The 17,105-nt window shown below is 73.7% G+C and carries 10 protein-coding genes and 3 tRNA genes; 10 read left to right on the top strand and 3 right to left on the bottom strand.

What is annotated here, in order from left to right; translation table 11 throughout:
- The first annotated feature begins 169 nt into the window (after positions 1-169).
- The 5 genes from ABD990_RS01000 (at position 170) to ABD990_RS00980 (ending at position 8,831) form a co-directional block, all read left to right on the top strand.
- Positions 170-1,159 (top strand): LLM class flavin-dependent oxidoreductase, encoded by a 990-nt coding sequence (locus ABD990_RS01000; protein WP_345378001.1) that lies wholly within the window; start codon positions 170-172, stop codon positions 1,157-1,159.
- A gap of 146 nt (positions 1,160-1,305) precedes the next feature.
- Complete coding sequence (gene serA, locus ABD990_RS00995) at positions 1,306-2,913, top strand: phosphoglycerate dehydrogenase (RefSeq protein WP_345377694.1); 1,608 nt, start codon at positions 1,306-1,308, stop codon at positions 2,911-2,913.
- A 380-nt stretch (positions 2,914-3,293) separates the two neighbouring features.
- Complete coding sequence (locus ABD990_RS00990; RefSeq protein WP_345377693.1) at positions 3,294-6,443, top strand: S8 family serine peptidase; 3,150 nt, start codon at positions 3,294-3,296, stop codon at positions 6,441-6,443.
- Between the two features lie 236 nt (positions 6,444-6,679).
- Positions 6,680-7,732: a 3-isopropylmalate dehydrogenase gene (locus ABD990_RS00985; protein WP_345377692.1), complete on the top strand. Its 1,053-nt coding sequence runs from the start codon at positions 6,680-6,682 to the stop codon at positions 7,730-7,732.
- 103 nt (positions 7,733-7,835) lie between these two features.
- Positions 7,836-8,831: an iron-siderophore ABC transporter substrate-binding protein gene (locus ABD990_RS00980; protein ID WP_345377691.1), complete on the top strand. Its 996-nt coding sequence runs from the start codon at positions 7,836-7,838 to the stop codon at positions 8,829-8,831.
- Positions 8,832-8,894: 63 nt separating this feature from the next.
- Here the strand turns inward: ABD990_RS00980 and ABD990_RS00975 are convergent, their stop codons facing one another.
- The gene (locus ABD990_RS00975) at positions 8,895-9,209 is read right to left on the bottom strand and encodes an EthD family reductase (RefSeq protein ID WP_345377690.1); all 315 of its coding nucleotides are present in this window, start codon (positions 9,207-9,209) and stop codon (positions 8,895-8,897) included.
- 285 nt (positions 9,210-9,494) lie between these two features.
- Here ABD990_RS00975 and cimA point away from each other — a divergent pair, with 285 nt between their 5' ends.
- The gene (gene cimA, locus ABD990_RS00970) at positions 9,495-11,120 is read left to right on the top strand and encodes a citramalate synthase (RefSeq protein ID WP_345377689.1); all 1,626 of its coding nucleotides are present in this window, start codon (positions 9,495-9,497) and stop codon (positions 11,118-11,120) included.
- 165 nt (positions 11,121-11,285) lie between these two features.
- Here cimA and ABD990_RS00965 read toward each other — a convergent pair whose 3' ends face one another.
- Positions 11,286-12,566 (bottom strand): FAD-dependent oxidoreductase, encoded by a 1,281-nt coding sequence (locus ABD990_RS00965; RefSeq protein ID WP_345377688.1) that lies wholly within the window; start codon positions 12,564-12,566, stop codon positions 11,286-11,288.
- A 55-nt stretch (positions 12,567-12,621) separates the two neighbouring features.
- Here ABD990_RS00965 and gltX point away from each other — a divergent pair, with 55 nt between their 5' ends.
- From gltX to ABD990_RS00945, 4 genes are all read left to right on the top strand, one after another.
- Complete coding sequence (gene gltX / locus ABD990_RS00960; RefSeq protein ID WP_345377687.1) at positions 12,622-14,094, top strand: glutamate--tRNA ligase; 1,473 nt, start codon at positions 12,622-12,624, stop codon at positions 14,092-14,094.
- Between the two features lie 66 nt (positions 14,095-14,160).
- Positions 14,161-14,232, top strand: a tRNA-Gln gene (locus tag ABD990_RS00955).
- A gap of 40 nt (positions 14,233-14,272) precedes the next feature.
- Positions 14,273-14,345, top strand: a tRNA-Glu gene (locus ABD990_RS00950).
- Positions 14,346-14,419: 74 nt separating this feature from the next.
- Positions 14,420-14,492: transfer RNA gene (locus tag ABD990_RS00945), tRNA-Glu, on the top strand.
- Between the two features lie 603 nt (positions 14,493-15,095).
- On the opposite strand, the gene ABD990_RS00940 is transcribed toward ABD990_RS00945, so the two are convergent.
- On the bottom strand, positions 15,096-17,084 hold the full coding sequence (locus tag ABD990_RS00940; protein ID WP_345377686.1) for an Hsp70 family protein: 1,989 nt from the start codon (positions 17,082-17,084) through the stop codon (positions 15,096-15,098).
- Positions 17,085-17,105: the final 21 nt, after the last annotated feature.

The raw sequence follows: 17,105 nt of genomic DNA, 5'->3' as shown, positions 1-17,105 counted from the left end.
GCCGCTCACGACCCCACCGGCCTGCGGTTCCGGCGGCGTCCCTGCACGAGCGGGGGCGCCGCCGCCGTGTGTCGCCGCTCGCTCGCCGGGCCGCGGCGGAAGAGACGGTGCCCCGGCGATGTTGTGCGGAGGGTCTGTGCCCGCCGGACGAGAGGTGCCCGCCGTGTCCCTGCCCCTTCCGCTGTCGATCCTGGACCTCGCCACCGTCTCCGAGGGCGAGACCGTCCGCGAGGGCCTGGCGGCGAGCACCCGGCTGGCGCAGCGCGCCGAGCAGTGGGGCTTCCGGCGCATCTGGTACGCCGAGCACCACAACATGCGCTCGATCGCCTCGTCGGCGACCAGCGTGCTCATCGCCCACGTCGCCGCGCACACCGAGCGGATCACCCTCGGCGCCGGCGGCGTGATGCTGCCCAACCACTCGCCGTTGCAGGTCGCCGAGCAGTTCGGCACCCTCGCCGAGCTGCACCCCGGCCGCATCGAGCTGGGGCTGGGTCGCGCGCCCGGCACCGACCAGGAGACCTTCCGCGCCCTGCGCCGGGACCCGACGGCGTCGGAGCGCTTCCCGCAGGACGTCCAGGAGCTGCAGGCCTTCCTCGGCGACACCAGTCTGGTCCCGAACGTGAACGCGTACCCGGGCCGCGGCACCGGCGTCCCGCTGTCGATCCTCGGCTCGTCGCTCTACGGCGCCCAGGTCGCCGCCCTGCTCGGCCTGCCCTACGTCTTCGCCTCGCACTTCGCGCCCGAGGCCCTGCAGCAGGCCGTCGCCCTCTACCGCCAGGAGTTCCGCCCGTCCGCGCAGCTGGCTGAGCCGCACGTGATGGCGGGAGTGAACGTGATCGCCGCCGACTCGCCCGAGGAGGCCGAGACCCTGCGCCGGGCCGTGCAGCGCCAGCGGGTGCGGCTGTTCTACAGCCGCGGCGGCCGGAAGCTCACGGACGAGGAGGCCGAGGCCGTGCTCGACACCCACGCGGGCGAGCAGATCCGGTCCATGACCCGCTACACCGCCGTCGGCACGCCGGACGTCGTCGCGACGTACCTGGAGGAGTTCGCCGGCACCGCCGACGCCGACGAGCTGATCGTCGCCAACCCCGTCGCCGACCGCGAGAGCTGGTGGCGCAGCTGGGAGCTGCTGGCGGACAAGGTGCAGAACGCGGGCTGAGGGTTGTCCGGTTCGCACACTTCACCCCGGTGTGACGCCGGCGCGGTATCAGCGGGCGCCCGCCGGGGGTCGTCCTGTCGGATCGTCCACCTAGAATCGGGTCGGTCCTGTCCTGCCCGCATCTAGCCGTGGAGCATCGCGTCGTCGTGAGTACCGCAGCCGCCACCCGTCCCGTCGTCCTGCTCGCGGAGAAGCTCGCGCCCTCCGCGGTGGAGATGCTGGGACCGGACGTCGAGATCCGCCACGTCGACGGCACGGACCGTCCCGCGCTGCTCGAGGCCATCGCCGACGCCGACGCCCTGCTCGTCCGCTCCGCCACCACGGTGGACGCGGAGGCGCTGGCCGCGTCGACCCGGCTGAAGGTCGTCGCGCGCGCCGGGGTCGGCCTCGACAACGTCGACGTGCCCGCCGCCACCGCCCGCGGCGTCATGGTCGTCAACGCCCCGACCTCGAACATCGTCTCCGCCGCCGAGCACGCCATCGCGCTGCTGCTCGCCACCGCCCGGCGCATCCCGCCGGCCGACGCCAGCCTGCGCCAGGGCCAGTGGAAGCGCAGCCAGTTCGGCGGTGTCGAGCTGCAGGGCAAGACCGTCGGCGTGGTCGGGCTCGGCAAGATCGGCCAGCTCGTGGCGCAGCGCCTCGCGGCGTTCGACGTCCGGCTCGTCGCCTACGACCCCTACGTCGCCCCGGCGCGGGCCGCCCAGCTGGGCATCGAGCTCCTGTCGCTCGAGGACGTGCTGCGGACGTCGGACTTCATCACCATCCACCTGCCGAAGACCCCGGAGACCCTGGGCCTGATCGGCAAGGACCAGCTCGCGCTGACCAAGCCCGGCGTGATCATCGTCAACGCCGCCCGCGGCGGCCTGATCGACGAGGACGCGCTGGCCGAGGCGGTCCGCTCCGGCCACGTCGGCGGCGCCGGCATCGACGTCTACGTCTCCGAGCCCACCACCTCCAGCCCGCTGTTCGAGCTGGAGAACGTCACGGTGACCCCGCACCTCGGGGCGTCGACCGTCGAGGCGCAGGACCGCGCGGGCACGGACGTGGCGAAGTCGGTGCAGCTCGCCCTGGCCGGCGAGTTCGTGCCCGACGCCGTGAACGTGCAGATCAACGGTGCGGTCGGCGAGGAGGTCCGGCCCTGGCTGCCGCTGGTGCAGAAGCTGGGCACGGTGCTCTACGCCGTCGCCGGCCGGGTGCCCACCTCGGTCACGGTCGACGTGGCGGGCGAGCTCGCCTCCGAGGACGTCTCGGTGCTGTCGCTGGCCGCGCTGCGCGGCGTGTTCACGCACGTCGTCGACGACCAGGTCACGTTCGTCAACGTCCCGGCGCTGGCCGCCGAGCGGGGTGTCTCGGTCGAGCTGACCACCACCCCGGAGAGCGAGAACCACCGCTCGGTCGTGCAGCTGCGCGCCGCGATGCCCGACGGCGAGGCCATCACCGTCTCCGGCACCCTCACCGGGCGTGCCCAGGTCGAGAAGCTGGTCGAGGTCAACGGCCGGCACTTCGACCTGCGCGCCGAGGGCGAGGTCCTGCTCCTCGAGTACGCCGACCGCCCGGGCGTCATGGGCCGCGTCGGCTCGCTGCTCGGCGAGGCCGCGGTCAACATCGAGGCCGCGCAGATCAGCCAGACCACGGACGGGACGGACGCGATCATGCTTCTCCGCGTCGACCGCGCGATCGATCCGGGTGTGCTCGAGCCGATCGGCGCCTCGGTCGGCGCCCGCACCACGCGTCTGATCAGCTTCGACGACTGACCCGCACCTGAACGAACGGCACTCTCGCTCATTCCTGGTGAGCGAGGGTGCCGTTCGTGCATTCCGGGGCGCGCCGTACCCGGTGAGCGAGCGCGCCGTTCGCGCACTAGGTATGAGCGAGCGCGCCGTTCGCTCACTCCTGGTGAGCGAGGGTGCCGTTCGCTCACAGCTACTGAGCGAGGGTGCCGTTCGGGCGATCCGGGGCGTCAAGTGAGCCGCTGATGATCACACCCGCCCGTGTACGAACTCCTCACCCGATGCGGTGCCCGGGCCGCGGATCGGCGATCACGCAGCGTCCGCCGATCTAGGTTCCTCTCCGCCGTACCGCGTCCGCCGGTCGGTGGAAGGGGTGGTCGGTGCACGGCGCGCGGTGGCGGAGGGTGACCTGTCCGGTGGTCGCGGGGCTGGCCGCGTCGCTGCTCCTCCTCAGCGCCGGACCCGCTGCCGCGGCACCGGCGGCGACCCTGCAGAACGTCTTCGTCGAGTTCGACGACACCTCCGCCGTCGCCGACTACACCTCGGCCCTGCCCCGCGGCCGTGATGCCGCCGCGCAGGTCGCCGCCGAGACCCGCGCCCGCATCGACTCGAAGGTCGCGGACGTGCTCGGCGGCCTGGGCGGCACGGAGGGCGAGCGCGAGCTCTACCGCACCACCAACGCCGTCCCGGGCGTCGCGGTCCGGGCCGACGCCGCCACCGCCACCCGGCTCGCGAGCCGCCCGGGCGTGCGCTCGGTCCGCCGGATCACCGACGCCCGGCCCAGCAACGCCTCCGCCGACCAGCTCGGCCGCACCCTGCAGACCTGGCAGGACACCGGCCGTCTCGGCCGCGGAGTGCGGATCGGCATCGTCGACACCGGCGTCGACTACACCCACGCGGACTTCGGCGGCCCCGGCACGGTCGCGGCCTACGACGCCGCCCGCGCCGGCCGCGGCATCTTCCCGACCGACAAGGTCGTCGGTGGGATCGACCTCGCCGGCGACGACTACGACTCGTCGGCCACCGACCCCGCCCGAACCGTGCCGAAGCCGGACGACGACCCGCTGGACTGCGAGGGCCACGGCACCCACGTCGCCGGTACCGCGGCCGGGTACGGGGTGAACGCCGACGGCACCACCTTCCGCGGCGACTACGCCGGCCTCACCCCCGACGCGCTGAACGCCATGCGGATCGGTCCCGGCGCCGCCCCGCTGGCCGAGCTGTACGCGATCCGTGTGTTCGGCTGCTCCGGCTCCACCGCGCTCACCCCGCTGGCCCTCGACCGGGCCCTCGACCCGGACGGCGACGGCGACTTCTCCGACCGCCTGGACGTCGTCAACCTCTCGCTGGGCTCGGACTTCGCGCCCGCGGACGACCCGGTCAACGACTTCGTGCAGCAGCTGATCGACAACGGGGTGACCGTGGTGGCCGCGGCGGGCAACGCCGGCGACCTCACCGACGCGGCCGGTGCCCCGGCGACCACGCCCGGGGCCATCGCCGTGGCCAACGTCCGGGACGCGGGCGTGCTGCTCGACGGCGCCGAGGTCGTCGCCCCCGAACCGCGGCAGGTCACCGGCCAGTACAGCGTCGACTTCTCCGGGACACCCGACGTGACCGGTGACGTGGTCGCCCTGCCCGCGGCGAACGTGCAGGGCTGCGAACCCTTCTCCGGGGTCGCGGGGAAGGTCGTCTGGCTCGAGTGGCCGGACGGCGACGACGCCCGGGCCTGCGGTTCCGCGGTCCGCGCCGACCACGCGCAGGCCGCCGGCGCGGCGGGGGTGCTGCTGACCTCGTCGGCCCCCGAGCCCGGCGGCGTCGGCATCGCGGGCAACGCCACCGTGCCGATGTTCCAGCTCGACGGGCCCTCGACCGCCGCCCTCCGCCCCGCCCTGCAGGCGGGCACGCTGCGCGTCCACCTCGACGGCCGGCTCGCCCAGTCCGCGTCCGTGCAGGTCCCGGGCATCGCCGACACGATCAGCGAGAGCTCGTCGCGCGGTGGGCGCGGTCCGGGCGTGAAGCCGGACGTCGCGGCCCCGGGCGAGTCGATCGTCTCCGCGGCGGTCGGCAGCGGGGCCGGGCGGGCGAGCAAGACCGGGACCTCGATGGCCAGCCCGTTCGTCGCCGGCGTCGCGGCGCTGGTGCGGGAGGCGCACCCGGAGTGGTCGCCGGCCGAGGTGAAGGCCGCGATCGTGACCACGGCCGCCGACGTCCGCGGCCCGGGCGGGGACCTGATGGCACCGATGCGGGTCGGGGTGGGCCGGGTGGACGCCCGCGCCGCGCAGGACCCGCCCGTCCTCGCCGCCGACGCGGAGGATCCCGGCAGTGTCGGCGTCGCCTTCGGGGTGGTCGAGGTCCCGGCGGGACGGACGGTCACGCTGACGAGAACGGTGCGCGTCAGCGGTGCGGGAACTCCGGTGACCCTGCGCTACGAGCCGATCACCACGATGCCCGGCGTGACGATCGCCGTCGAGCCCGCGCAGGTCGTCGGGCCCGCGACCGTCACCGTGCGGCTCACCGCGCAGGCCGATGCACTGCGCAAGACCCGCGACCCGACCATGACCGCGACCCAGGGCGGTCGGCCGCGCCAGTTCGTCGCCGACGCGTCCGGCCGGATCGTGCTCGTCGCGGGCGGGCGCGAGGTGCGGGTGCCGGTGACCTCCGCGCCCAAGCCCGTGTCGACCCTGGCCGCGACGCGCACGGGCGGCGAGGTCGTGCTCGCCGGCGCCGCCGTGGACCAGGGGAGCGGCGCGCAGGCCTACCGCTCGCGGGCCGGGGTGTTCCGGCTCCTCGCGACGAGCCCTCGGCTGCCGCGCTGCCGGTCCGGGCTGTCCGTCGGCTGCGTCGCCAACGACACCGGCCAGGGCGGCGACGTCCGGTGGGTCGGCGCGGCCCGCTCCGGGGACACCATCGGGATCGCGGTGTCGATGTGGGGCACCCTGCCGGACGTCGGCGCGACGACCGTGCCGACCGTCGGGTTCGACGTCGACGGGGACGGGTCCGTGGACCGCGCGGTCGGCCTGGTCGACCGGCCCGGCACGGACGTGCTCGTCGCGCAGGTCCTGGACCTGCGCACGGAGACCCCGGACGGGTACGCAGAGGTCGACGCGCAGCCGGTGAACGGGTTCGAGGGCGACACCGACACGAACGTCTTCGACACCGACACCTGGGTCCTGCCGGTGCGGCTGTCGGCGCTCGGCGTCGACCCCGCCGCCGCCTCGGCGCCGCTGCGCATGCAGGTCGTGGTCGAGGGCGACTACGGCCCGACCGACGTCGGCAACCCGGGTGCCGAGCCGACCGCACCAGTCGACACCGTGGACGTCCCGGAGTCCTGGGACCCGCTCGCCGAGCGGGGCACCGCCGAGCCGCTGCTGTGCCCCGCCGACCCGGGCACGCGCCTGCCCGCCCCGGCCGGCCCGCTGCTCGTCGTGCTCCCGCAGAACCCCACCGGGGCACACGCCACCACCCTCGACGGGCCCACCGCGGCCGCCGCCGGCGCCTCCGCCGGTGATCTCGTCACCGCCCCGCTCGCCCCTGCTGCTGCTCCATCCGGGTGAAGGGCGGCACCCGGGCCGGGACCCCGCCGTCGGCCGGGTCCGGCCGGAGGCGCACAATCTGACCCGCTCGGGGGTGTGTCGGGCCGGATCGGCGCGCCGGCTGGCACGACTTCACCGCCCCGGGTGACCCCGGTGGAGTGGAGGGTGCCCGGTCACCGCCGCTGCAGCGGGTAGCGTTCGATGGCCGCCCGATCGCACGCCGTGGTGGGGCGTATCGAGAGAGGACATTTCGCAGCATGCGCCTTGCGGTCATTCCCGGTGACGGCATCGGGCCGGAGGTCATCGACGAGGCCCTGAAGGTCTTGCACGAGGTCTCCCCGGACGTCCAGACCACCACCTACGACCTCGGCGCGGCCCGGTGGCACTCCACCGGCGAGCTGCTGCCCGAGTCGGTCCTCACCGAGCTGCAGCAGCACGACGCGATCCTCCTCGGCGCGGTCGGCGACCCGTCGGTGCCCAGCGGCATCCTCGAGCGCGGGCTGCTGCTGCGCCTGCGCTTCGAGCTCGACCACCACGTCAACCTGCGCCCGGCGCGGCTCTACCCGGGCGTCCGCGGCCCGCTGGCCGGCAACCCCGAGATCGACATGGTCGTCGTGCGCGAGGGCACCGAGGGCCCGTACGTCGGCACCGGCGGCCTGCTCCGCAAGGACACCCCGCACGAGGTCGCGACCGAGGTCAGCACCAACACCGCGTTCGGCATCGAGCGCGTGGTGCGGGACGCCTTCGCCCGCGCCGAGCGCCGCCCGCGCAAGCACCTCACCCTGGTCCACAAGACCAACGTGCTGACCTTCGCCGGCGCGCTGTGGTCGCGGATCGTGGAGGAGGTGTCGCTGGAGCACCCGGAGGTCTCGGTCGCCTACCAGCACGTCGACGCCACCACGATCCACATGGTCACCGACCCGAGCCGGTTCGACGTGATCGTCACCGACAACCTCTTCGGCGACATCCTCACCGACCTCGCGGCGGCCGTGACCGGCGGCATCGGCCTCGCGGCCAGCGGCAACCTCGACGCCAGCGGCCGGAACCCGAGCATGTTCGAGCCGGTGCACGGCTCGGCGCCGGACATCGCCGGCCAGGGCATCGCCGACCCGACCGCCGCGGTCCTGTCGGTCGCGCTGCTGCTCGACCACGTCGGCCAGCAGGACGCGGCGCGGCGCGTCGAGGCCGCCGTCGCGTTCGACCTGGCGACCCGGGACCACGGCGCCACCGGGCACACCCAGGCGATCGGCGACCGGCTCGCCGCGCTGGTGTCCAGCCGCACCGCGGAGCCCGCCTCCTCAGAGGCCTGAGCCCGACGACGACGGCCCGGCACCCCGCGACGGGTTGCCGGGCCGTCGCCGTTCTCGCCACGAGGTTATGGAAGGTTTGCCTAACTTCCGGTAGAAACGGCGCGTGCGTTCCCGCCTCGTTCCCCTGCTCGCCGCCGGCCTCGCGGCACTCGCCCTGCTCGCCGGCTGTTCCTCGGCCCCGACCGACCAGGCCGCACCGGCCTCCGCCGCGCCCGGCGCCGCCCACCCGGTGACCATCGAGCACAAGTTCGGCAGCACCACGATCCCGGCCGCGCCGCAGCGCGTGGTGTCGCTCGGCTACACCGAGCAGGACGCGATCCTGGCCTTCGGTGTCGTCCCGGTCGGCGTGCGCTACGCCTTCGGCCCGCAGGACGACGTCTTCTTCCCCTGGGCGGACGCGGCCGCGGGCGCGGCGAAGCCGACGATCCTGCCGCGGGAGGAGGTCGATCCCGAGGCCGTGGCCGCGCTGAAGCCGGACCTGATCATGGCCGTGACGGCCGGGCTGGACCAGAACCAGTACGACGTGCTGAGCCGGATCGCGCCGGTCGTCGTGCCGCCGAAGGAGTTCCAGGACTTCGGGGTGCCGTGGCAGGACCAGACGCGCCTCACCGGGCGGGCGCTCGGGCAGAGCGACCGGGCCGACGAACTCGTCGCGCAGGTCGAGGCGAAGTTCGCCCAGGTCAAGGCCGCGAACCCGGACCTGGTGGGCAGGTCGCTCGTGCTCTCCGGGCCCTCCTACGACGGCCGCTATCCCTTCCACGCGAGCGCCGACACCCGCACCCGGTTCTTCGGCGAGCTCGGCATGGTGGTCCCGCCGGAGCTCGACGCGATCGCGGGCGACCAGTTCTACGGGTACCTCAGCCGCGAGCAGGCCGGGATGCTGAACGAGGACGTCCTGGTGTTCCAGGCGGGGTCGGAGCAGGAGAAGGCCGCGATCGCGGCCGACCCGATCCTCCGGACGGTGCCGGCGGTCGCGCAGGGCCGCTCGCTGTTCGTGGAGGGCGCCGACTACGACGCGCTGCAGTTCGCCAGCGCGCTGTCGCTGCCCTACCTGCTCGACTCCTTCGTGCCGAAGCTGACCGCAGCCGCGAAGGCCTGACCCCCGACTCGAGGACGGCCCGGCACCTGCGGTGGGGTGCCGGGCCGTCGTCGGGTCAGGGGATCAGACGACCTTCTGCTCCTCGCCGACCAGGATCGTGACGCCGGCCTGCGCGAAGTTGCCGAGGTCGTCGTTGGCGGCCTTGCCCTCCGGGCCTCCCATCGCCGCCTGCATCGCCTCCGCCGACGGCCAGGTCAGGGTGGCGACGAGGTGGTACTGCGGGGCGGAGCCGTCGGGACCGGGGCCCGGCCGGACGATCGTGTAGGACTGCAGGTCCGGCATCTTCGAGGCGAGCGGGGCGTGCACCTCGTCGTAGTGCTTGTCGAAGGCCGCGGGGTCTGCGGGCGGGTTGTACAGGACGGTCAGGGAGATCGACACGAACTGTCCTCCGGTTCGTACGGGTCGCGGACACCGGCGTCCGCGACGTCGTCCCCCATCTTCGATGCGGCTGCTTCACGACAACAGGGGCTCCCACGATCTGGGACGCCTGTGTGACATCGCGGGACGCGCGGGGCAGACTGCCTGCGTGCGCCTCACCAGCGTGATCATTATCTGCTAGCGCGTCGGCAGCTCACCGGAGCCGACGCGCAGACCTCTCGCATCCCGCGGGGGGTCTTTTTTGTTGCCCGCCCCAGCCCCCACCCCACCACACGGAGAACCCGGATGTCCCGCACCACGCCCGCCGGCACGCCCCTCGGCGACGCCTTCCACGTCTACGACACCACGCTGCGGGACGGGGCCCAGCGCGAGGGCATCTCGTACTCGGTCGCCGACAAGCTCGCCGTCGCCCGGCACCTCGACGCGCTCGGCGTCGGGTTCGTCGAGGGCGGGTGGCCCGGGGCGCTGCCCAAGGACACCGAGTTCTTCGCCCGCGCCGCGGCCGGGGAGCTGCAGCTGCGCCACGCCGTGCTCGTCGCGTTCGGCTCGACGCGCAAGGCCGGGGTCCGGGCCGAGGCGGACCCGCAGGTCCGCGCGCTGCTCGACTCGCAGGCACCCGTCGTCACCCTGGTGGCGAAGTCGGACCGCCGGCACGTCGAGCGGGCGCTGCGCACGGACGTCGCCGAGAACTGCGCCATGGTGGCCGACACCGTGGCCTTCCTGCGGGGCGAGGGCCGCCGGGTGTTCGTCGACGCCGAGCACTTCTTCGACGGCTACCGGTTCGACCCGGACACCTCGCTGCGGGTGCTCGACGCGGCCATGACCGCGGGCGCCGACGTCGCCGTGCTGTGCGACACCAACGGCGGGATGCTCCCGCTCGGGCTCGCCGAGGTGGTGCGGGAGGTGGCCGAGCGCACCGGCTTCCGGCTCGGCATCCACTGCCAGGACGACACGGGCTGCGCCGTCGCCAACTCCGTCGCCGCGGTGCAGGCCGGGGCGACGCACGTGCAGTGCACGGCCAACGGCTACGGCGAGCGGACGGGCAACGCCGACCTGTTCGCCGTCGTCGGGAACCTGGCGACGAAGCTGGACATGCCGGTGCTGCCGTCCGGTGGCCTCGCCGACCTGACCCGGACCTCGCACGCCCTGGCCGAGATCGCCAACCTCGCGCCGGACACCCATCAGCCCTACGTCGGGGCGTCGGCCTTCGCGCACAAGGCGGGACTGCACGCCAGCGCCATCAAGGTCGACCCGGAGCTCTACAACCACATGGACCCCGCCGAGGTCGGCAACACGCAGCGGGTGCTGGTGACCGAGATGGCCGGGCGCGCGTCCGTCGAGCTCAAGGGCGCCGAGCTGGGGCTGGACATGGCGGGCAGCCCCGAGGCCGTGTCGGCCGTCGTCGGCACGGTGAAGGAGCGGGAGGCGCAGGGCTGGTCCTTCGAGGCCGCCGACGCCTCGCTCGAGCTCCTCATGCGCGGGGCGCTGGGGGAGGAGTCGCCGGTGCCGTTCGCGCTCGAGTCCTACCGCGTGATCATCGAGAAGCGCGCGGGCGCCGACGCGGTCGCCGAGGCCACGGTGAAGCTGCTGGTCGCGGGCGAGCGCCGGATCGCCACGCGGGAGGGCAACGGGCCGGTGCACGCCCTCGACGCCGCCCTGCGCGCCGCGCTGGAGCCCTCCTGCCCGTGGCTGGCCGACATCGAGCTGTCGGACTACAAGGTCCGGATCCTGACGCCCGGCGGATCGGCCGGCACGCACGCCGTCACACGGGTGCTGGTGGGGACGAGCGACCACCACGGGGAGTGGACGACGGTCGGTGTGCACTCCAACGTCGTCGAGGCGAGCTGGCTGGCGCTGGTCGACGCACTGGCCTTCGCCGCCCTCCGCACCCGCACCCCCGTGGCGGTCTGAGCGCTCGCCGCCTGATCGCTCACCCCTGCGGTGATCACCACTTGTGGACGCGGAGGGTCGGAAGTCGACCGTCTCCGTCCACGACCGATGATCTTGCCGAGGGACGCGGAGCCGCGGAGAGGGCGTCCCCTCCCGCGGATCCGCGAGCAGTGCTGAGGAGTGCTCCTACACCGCGGCAGGCTCCGCCACCGAGGCCTGTGGCCGCCGGGCCCACTCGGGGGCGTGTTCGGGCAGCAGGCCGAGCCCGAACAGCCGCGCCGGTACGAGCTGCAGCTTCGGGTGGCGCCGGACGAACCGCACCACCCGCGGCAGCTCGGTCGCGGCCGGGATCGGCGCGTCGGGGTCGACGACGTCGAGCGCCGCGCCCAGGATCACCCGGTGCAGTCCGCGCTGGACCGCCTGGATCACCGCCGCCGGCAGCCACCGGCGGGCCTGCACCGCGGCCAACCGCGCCGGCGACGCCGGACCCGAGCGCAGGGCCGGGCCGACGATCCGGGCCGCGGCGACGGCGTCGGCCACCGCGAGGTTGATGCCGACCCCGCCGACCGGGGACATGGCGTGCGCGGCGTCCCCGATGAGCAGCAGCCCGGGCTTCGACCAGCGGCGCAGCCGGTCGAGCCGGACGTCGAGCAGCGAGACGTCGTCCCAGCTCCGTAGCGCACCGACGCGGTCGGTGGTCCACGGGATGAGCCGCGACATCCGGGTCCGCAGGGTGTCGATGCCCTTCGCGCGCAGCTCCGCGTCGCCGCCCTTGCGGATCAGGTACCCGCACTGCCAGTAGTCGCCGCGGTCGATCATCACCGCGAAGTGTCCTCGGGTGAACCGCCCGACGCCGCCCGCGGTGTCGCCCTCGAGGCGGGGCAGGCGGAACCACTCGACGTCGAGCGGCACGCCGAACGCCCGGCTCCGCAACCCGGACGCCGCCCGCACGGTCGAGCTCCGGCCGTCGCAGCCGATCGTGAGCGTGGCCTGCAGCGTGTGCTCGGCGCCGGTGGTCCGGTCCCGCCAGCGCACGCCGGTGACCCGGCCGTCCTCGGTGAGCAGGCCGGTGACCTCGGCGTTGCGCACCAGCGTGAAGGTCGGCTCCTCCGCGCCGGCCGTCGCGAGCAGGTCCAGGAAGTCCCACTGCGGCGCGAGCGCGATGTACGGCCGCGGGTGGCGCAGCAGCGAGAAGTTCCCGATCTGCACGGCGCCGCCGTCGAGCATCGCCGTGATGCTGTCGACCCGGCGGTGCGGCATCGCGTCGAACCGCGCGCCGAGGCCCAGCTCGTCGAGCAGTTCGAGGGTCGAGGGATGAACCGTGTCGCCGCGGAAGTCCCGCAGGAAGTCCGCGTGCTTCTCCAGCACGGTGACCTCGACGCCCGCCCGGGCCAGCAACAGCCCGAGGACCATCCCTGCGGGACCGCCACCGACGACGCAGGCGGTGGTGCGGTCGTTATTCATCATGCGTTGAAATGTACTCGCGATCGGGCCTGCGCGCCAGGGATACGCTGGCGCCACCATGAGTACAGTTCGCGTCCGCTTCTGCCCGTCGCCCACCGGGACCCCGCACGTGGGGCTCATCCGCACCGCCCTGTTCAACTGGGCGCACGCCCGCCACCACGAGGGCGTGTTCGTGTTCCGGATCGAGGACACGGACGCCCAGCGCGACAGTATCGAGTCGTACGAGGCGATCCTCGACGCCCTGCGCTGGCTCGGCCTCGACTGGGACGAGGGCCCCGAGAAGGGGGGCCCGCACGGCCCGTACCGGCAGAGCGAGCGCCGCGACCTCTACCGGGACGCCCTCGGCCGGCTCGTCCAGGCCGGGGAGGTCTACGAGTCGTACTCCACCGCGGAGGAGATCGAGGCGCGGCACCGCGCGGCCGGCCGCGACCCCAAGCTCGGCTACGACAACGCCGACCGCGACCTCACCGAGGAGCAGAAGCAGGCCTTCCGCGTCGAGGGCCGCAAGCCGGTCTTCCGGCTGCGGATGCCGGACCGCGACATCACCTTCACGGACCTGATCCGCGGGGAGATCACGTTCAAGCACGGCCAGGTGCCGGACTTCGTGCTGGCCCGTGGGGACGGCACCCCGCTCTACCCCCTCACCAACCCGCTCGACGACGCCCTCATGGACATCACGCACGTCCTACGCGGCGAGGATCTCCTCTCGTCCACCCCGCGGCAGATCGCGCTGCTGGAGGCGCTGCAGCGCGTCGGCATCGGCAACGGCCCGTTCCAGTACGCGCACCTGCCGCTGGTGACCGGCGAGGGCAACCGCAAGCTGTCGAAGCGCGACCCCGAGTCGAACCTCTTCCACTACCGCGACCGCGGCTTCGTCCCGGAGGGCCTGCTCAACTACCTCGCCCTGCTCGGCTGGTCGATCGCCGACGACCGGGACGTCTTCTCCCTCGACGAGATGGTCGCCGCCTTCGACGTCTCGCGGGTGTCGTCCAACACCGCCCGCTTCGACCTCAAGAAGGCCGAGGCGATCAACGCCGCACACCTGCGGGCACTCGAACCGGCCGACTTCGCCCGGCGCCTGGTGCCCTACCTGGCGGCCCAGGGCGTCGCGGTCTCCGCGGACGACCCGGTCCTCGCCGCCGCCGCGCCGCTGGTGCAGGAGCGCAGCCAGGTGCTCTCCGACGCCGCGCGGATGCTCAGGTTCCTCTTCGTGCCCGAGGAGGACTTCGAGCTCGACCCGGACGCCGCGGCCAAGACCCTGGGCGCCGACGCCGAGCCCGTGCTCACGGCCGCCGTGAAGGGCCTCGAGCAGGTCGAGGAGTGGACCACGACGGCCATCGAGGAGTCGCTCAAGGCCTCGCTGGTCGACGGGCTGGGCCTCAAGCCGCGGAAGGCCTTCGGTCCGGTGCGTGTCGCGATCAGCGGCCGGACCGTGTCGCCGCCCCTCTACGAGTCCATGGAGCTGCTCGGACGCGACCGCTCCCTGCGCAGACTGGGGGGTGCCGTGCAGGCCTCGGGAGGCGTGGTCTAGAGTCTTCTCTGCAAGGGACGCGGACACCGGAACTGCTCCGGCAGCCCGCCGGTGAGCGTGTCTCCTTGGGGTATGGTGTAATTGGCAGCACGACTGATTCTGGTTCAGTTAGTCTAGGTTCGAGTCCTGGTACCCCAGCGGAAACACTCCCGTTTCCTTCGGTTGTACGGCCAGCCGCGGCCCCGTCGTCTAGCGGCCTAGGACGCCGCCCTCTCAAGGCGGTAGCGCGGGTTCAAATCCCGTCGGGGCTACTCGAAGGTTCGCATCCCGGTGCGCCGGGATGGGCATCTTCGCAGGTGAGAAGCGTATATGTGTGTTGTCCCAGGGCCCCGTCGTCTAGCGGCCTAGGACGCCGCCCTCTCAAGGCGGTAGCGCGGGTTCAAATCCCGTCGGGGCTACTCGATGATCCCCATCCCGTTCCGCGGGGTGGGGATCGTCGCATTTCCGGGCATTTCGCGAATGGCTCGACGGTCGGCCCGCGAATGGTCGGACTGCGGGTTCTTCCGGTGAGCGGGAACGCAGTGGTGGGCACGTCTTGGGGCGGACGGATCGGGTCGTGAGATGAGCGCCACGGTTCCCGAGGTGGCGTCGAAGAGCAGTGGTGCTCATCTCAGTGCTTTGTCGGCTCGAGACGACCCTCGGGCACGGGGCGGTGGTATTCCTCTCGACGGTTCGACGAGGGTGCCGCGGCTCGGACAGCTGACCGGCCGGGCTCTGGCCGAGCCCTGCCGGTGCCCGGCTGTCGATGATCCGCACTGCTGTGCAGCGCGGGCTGTGCGAGGTACCGCTACTGCACGCAGCCGCCGATCAGTGTCCTGGACACCCGGGGGACGGCGGTGCGAGATGAACATCAGGGCTGTCCCAGGCGCCGGGAACAGCCCTCATGTTCATCTCGACCAGGCGCTGGCGATCAGCACGTGACGAGAACGGCCTGCAGCGCCCCCGTCGCGTTGGCGCAGGGCGCTCAGTCGCAGCGCAGCAGACGTAGCAACGCGCTACGGCTAAGGCGGCGGCTGCTGGCCGGACGGCGGCGGCGGTACCACCACCGTGGTGGTCGTCGTCGGAGGCGGCGCAACAGTCGTGGTGGTCGTCGGCTGTGGCTGTGTGGTCGTGGTCGTCGGCTGAGTGCTCGTGGTGACCACGGGCGGCGGCGGATCAACCGGTCGCGGGTTCGGAGCCGGCGCCTGCGTGCGCGGCGCCGGGGCCGCCGGGTTGCCGCCCGCCTCCGGCGGCGGCGCCGGCTCGTCCGACGGCGGGGCGAGGGTGGCGGTGGGGGCGGGCGATGCAGGGTCGGGGGTGGGGACCGGCGCGAGCACGCTGTTGTCGATCCGGGAGTTGGCGTTGCCCACCGAGCTGCTGTCCGGCCACAGTGCCACCCCCGCGACCAGCGCGACCGCGGCGACCAGACCGCCCGCGCCGATCATGATGAAGGGGGAGCGGCCCTTCCTCGCCGGGGTGTCGTCGTACTCGGCGTAGGAGTCGAAGAGCCCCCCGCCGACCGCGGGACGGGCCGGCGGCCCGTCGAAGCGGGTGGCACCGGCGCTGGTGGGCAACGCCTCGGTGACCGCCTCGGAGTCGGGGCCGGAGTACAGGCCGTAGGCGGGGGCGGTGTACGGGTCCCCGCCGCCCTGCACCGGCGGACCGGGCTGCCCGGGCTGACCCGGCTGCCCGGCCCACATCTCCGTGGCGCCCGGCGCCCACTGTCCCGTCGCACCCGGTGCCGGCCAGGCCCCGGTCCCCGCGAGCTGGGTCGGCGGACCGCCGTCCGCCCCGATCGCGCCCTGGACGCCGGTGAAGGCTGCGCCGGCCGCGAGCGCGCCACCCACCGCCGGGTGCGCGCCGGTGGCGCCCAGGAGCGCCTGCGGGAGAAAGGCCAGCACCGCGCCCTTGGCGATCGCGTTCTTCGGGTCCGTGTCCACCGCGACCGGCCGCCCGAGCTGTTCGGAGACCAGCTGCGCCACGAGCGGGATCCGCGAGGACCCGCCCACCAGCAGCACCACGCTGAGCCGCTCCGGGTCGGTGCCGGCGGACTCGACGGCCCGGCGCAGCGCGTCGACCGTCTCGGCGATCGAGGGCCGGATGGCCTCCTCGAACTCGCTGCGGTGCAGCCGCACCGACCCGCGGTAGGCCGGCATGAGCACCGGGATGGTGACCTCGGTGTCCGCGGAGAGCGCCTCCTTGGCCTCGGTGCACTCGCGGCGCAGCCGGGCGACGGCGGCCAGCACGGCCGGGTCGGTCTCGTCGATGCCGGCGAACGCCTCGGGCGCGCCCTCGGCGACGTGGTCGAACACCACCTGGTCGAAGTCGACGCCGCCCAGGTGCTCCAGGCCCTCGGGCCGCCCGAGCAGGCCGAACCCGCCGTCCTTGCGCACCACGGCGGCGTCGAACGTGCCGCCGCCGAGGTCGTAGACGGCGATCGTGGACCCGGTGGGGACCCGCTCGCCGGCCGCGTAGTGCAGCGCGGCGGCCTGCGGTTCGGCCAGGAAGGTCACGGTGAGGCCCTGCGCGTGCGCGGCGGCCGCCATGAGGTCCCGCTTGTGGCTGCCCCAGGAGGCGGGGTGCGTGACAGCGATCCGGTCGGCCGGCCCGCCCTCCTGCATCGCGACCTTGTCGACCACCCAGCGCAGCAGCCGGGCACAGAGCTCCTCGGCGGCCCAGGCGCGGCCGCCGACCACGATCGGGGTCGGGTCGCCCACGCGCCGCTTGAACTCGCGGACCACGCGGTCGGGGTCGGTCACCGCGCGGCGCTCGGCGGCCTCGCCGACGAGCACCTCGCCGTCGGGGCCCAGGAAGAGCACGGAGGGGACGTCGGTGGAGCGGTCGCCGAGCGACACCATCTCGGGCGACCCGGGCCGGTCGGCGCGCGAGACCGCCGCGGCGGTCCTCGTCGTGCCCACGTCGACACCGAGCAGGTAGGTCATCGTCACCGTCTTCGGTCGGTCCTCGGCGCCGACGTGCTGGGGAGCGGGGCGCCCGTCCACTCTGTCCATCGACGGAGTGGGAGATCACGT

The organism is Pseudonocardia yuanmonensis, from assembly GCF_039542425.1.
GTDB lineage: Bacteria > Actinomycetota > Actinomycetes > Mycobacteriales > Pseudonocardiaceae > Pseudonocardia > Pseudonocardia yuanmonensis.
This window is presented reverse-complemented; position numbering and strand designations above follow the sequence as displayed.

What these genes read in the sequence shown, in the direction of transcription:
- ABD990_RS00985 (WP_345377692.1), top strand. Translation starts at nt 6,680, where the DNA reads ATGCGCCTTGCGGTCATTCCCGGTGACGGCATCGGGCCGGAGGTCATC.
- cimA (WP_345377689.1), top strand. Translation starts at nt 9,495, where the DNA reads ATGTCCCGCACCACGCCCGCCGGCACGCCCCTCGGCGACGCCTTCCAC.
- ABD990_RS00965 (WP_345377688.1), bottom strand. Translation starts at nt 12,566, where the DNA reads ATGATGAATAACGACCGCACCACCGCCTGCGTCGTCGGTGGCGGTCCC.
- gltX (WP_345377687.1), top strand. Translation starts at nt 12,622, where the DNA reads ATGAGTACAGTTCGCGTCCGCTTCTGCCCGTCGCCCACCGGGACCCCG.
- ABD990_RS00940 (WP_345377686.1), bottom strand. Translation starts at nt 17,084, where the DNA reads ATGGACAGAGTGGACGGGCGCCCCGCTCCCCAGCACGTCGGCGCCGAG.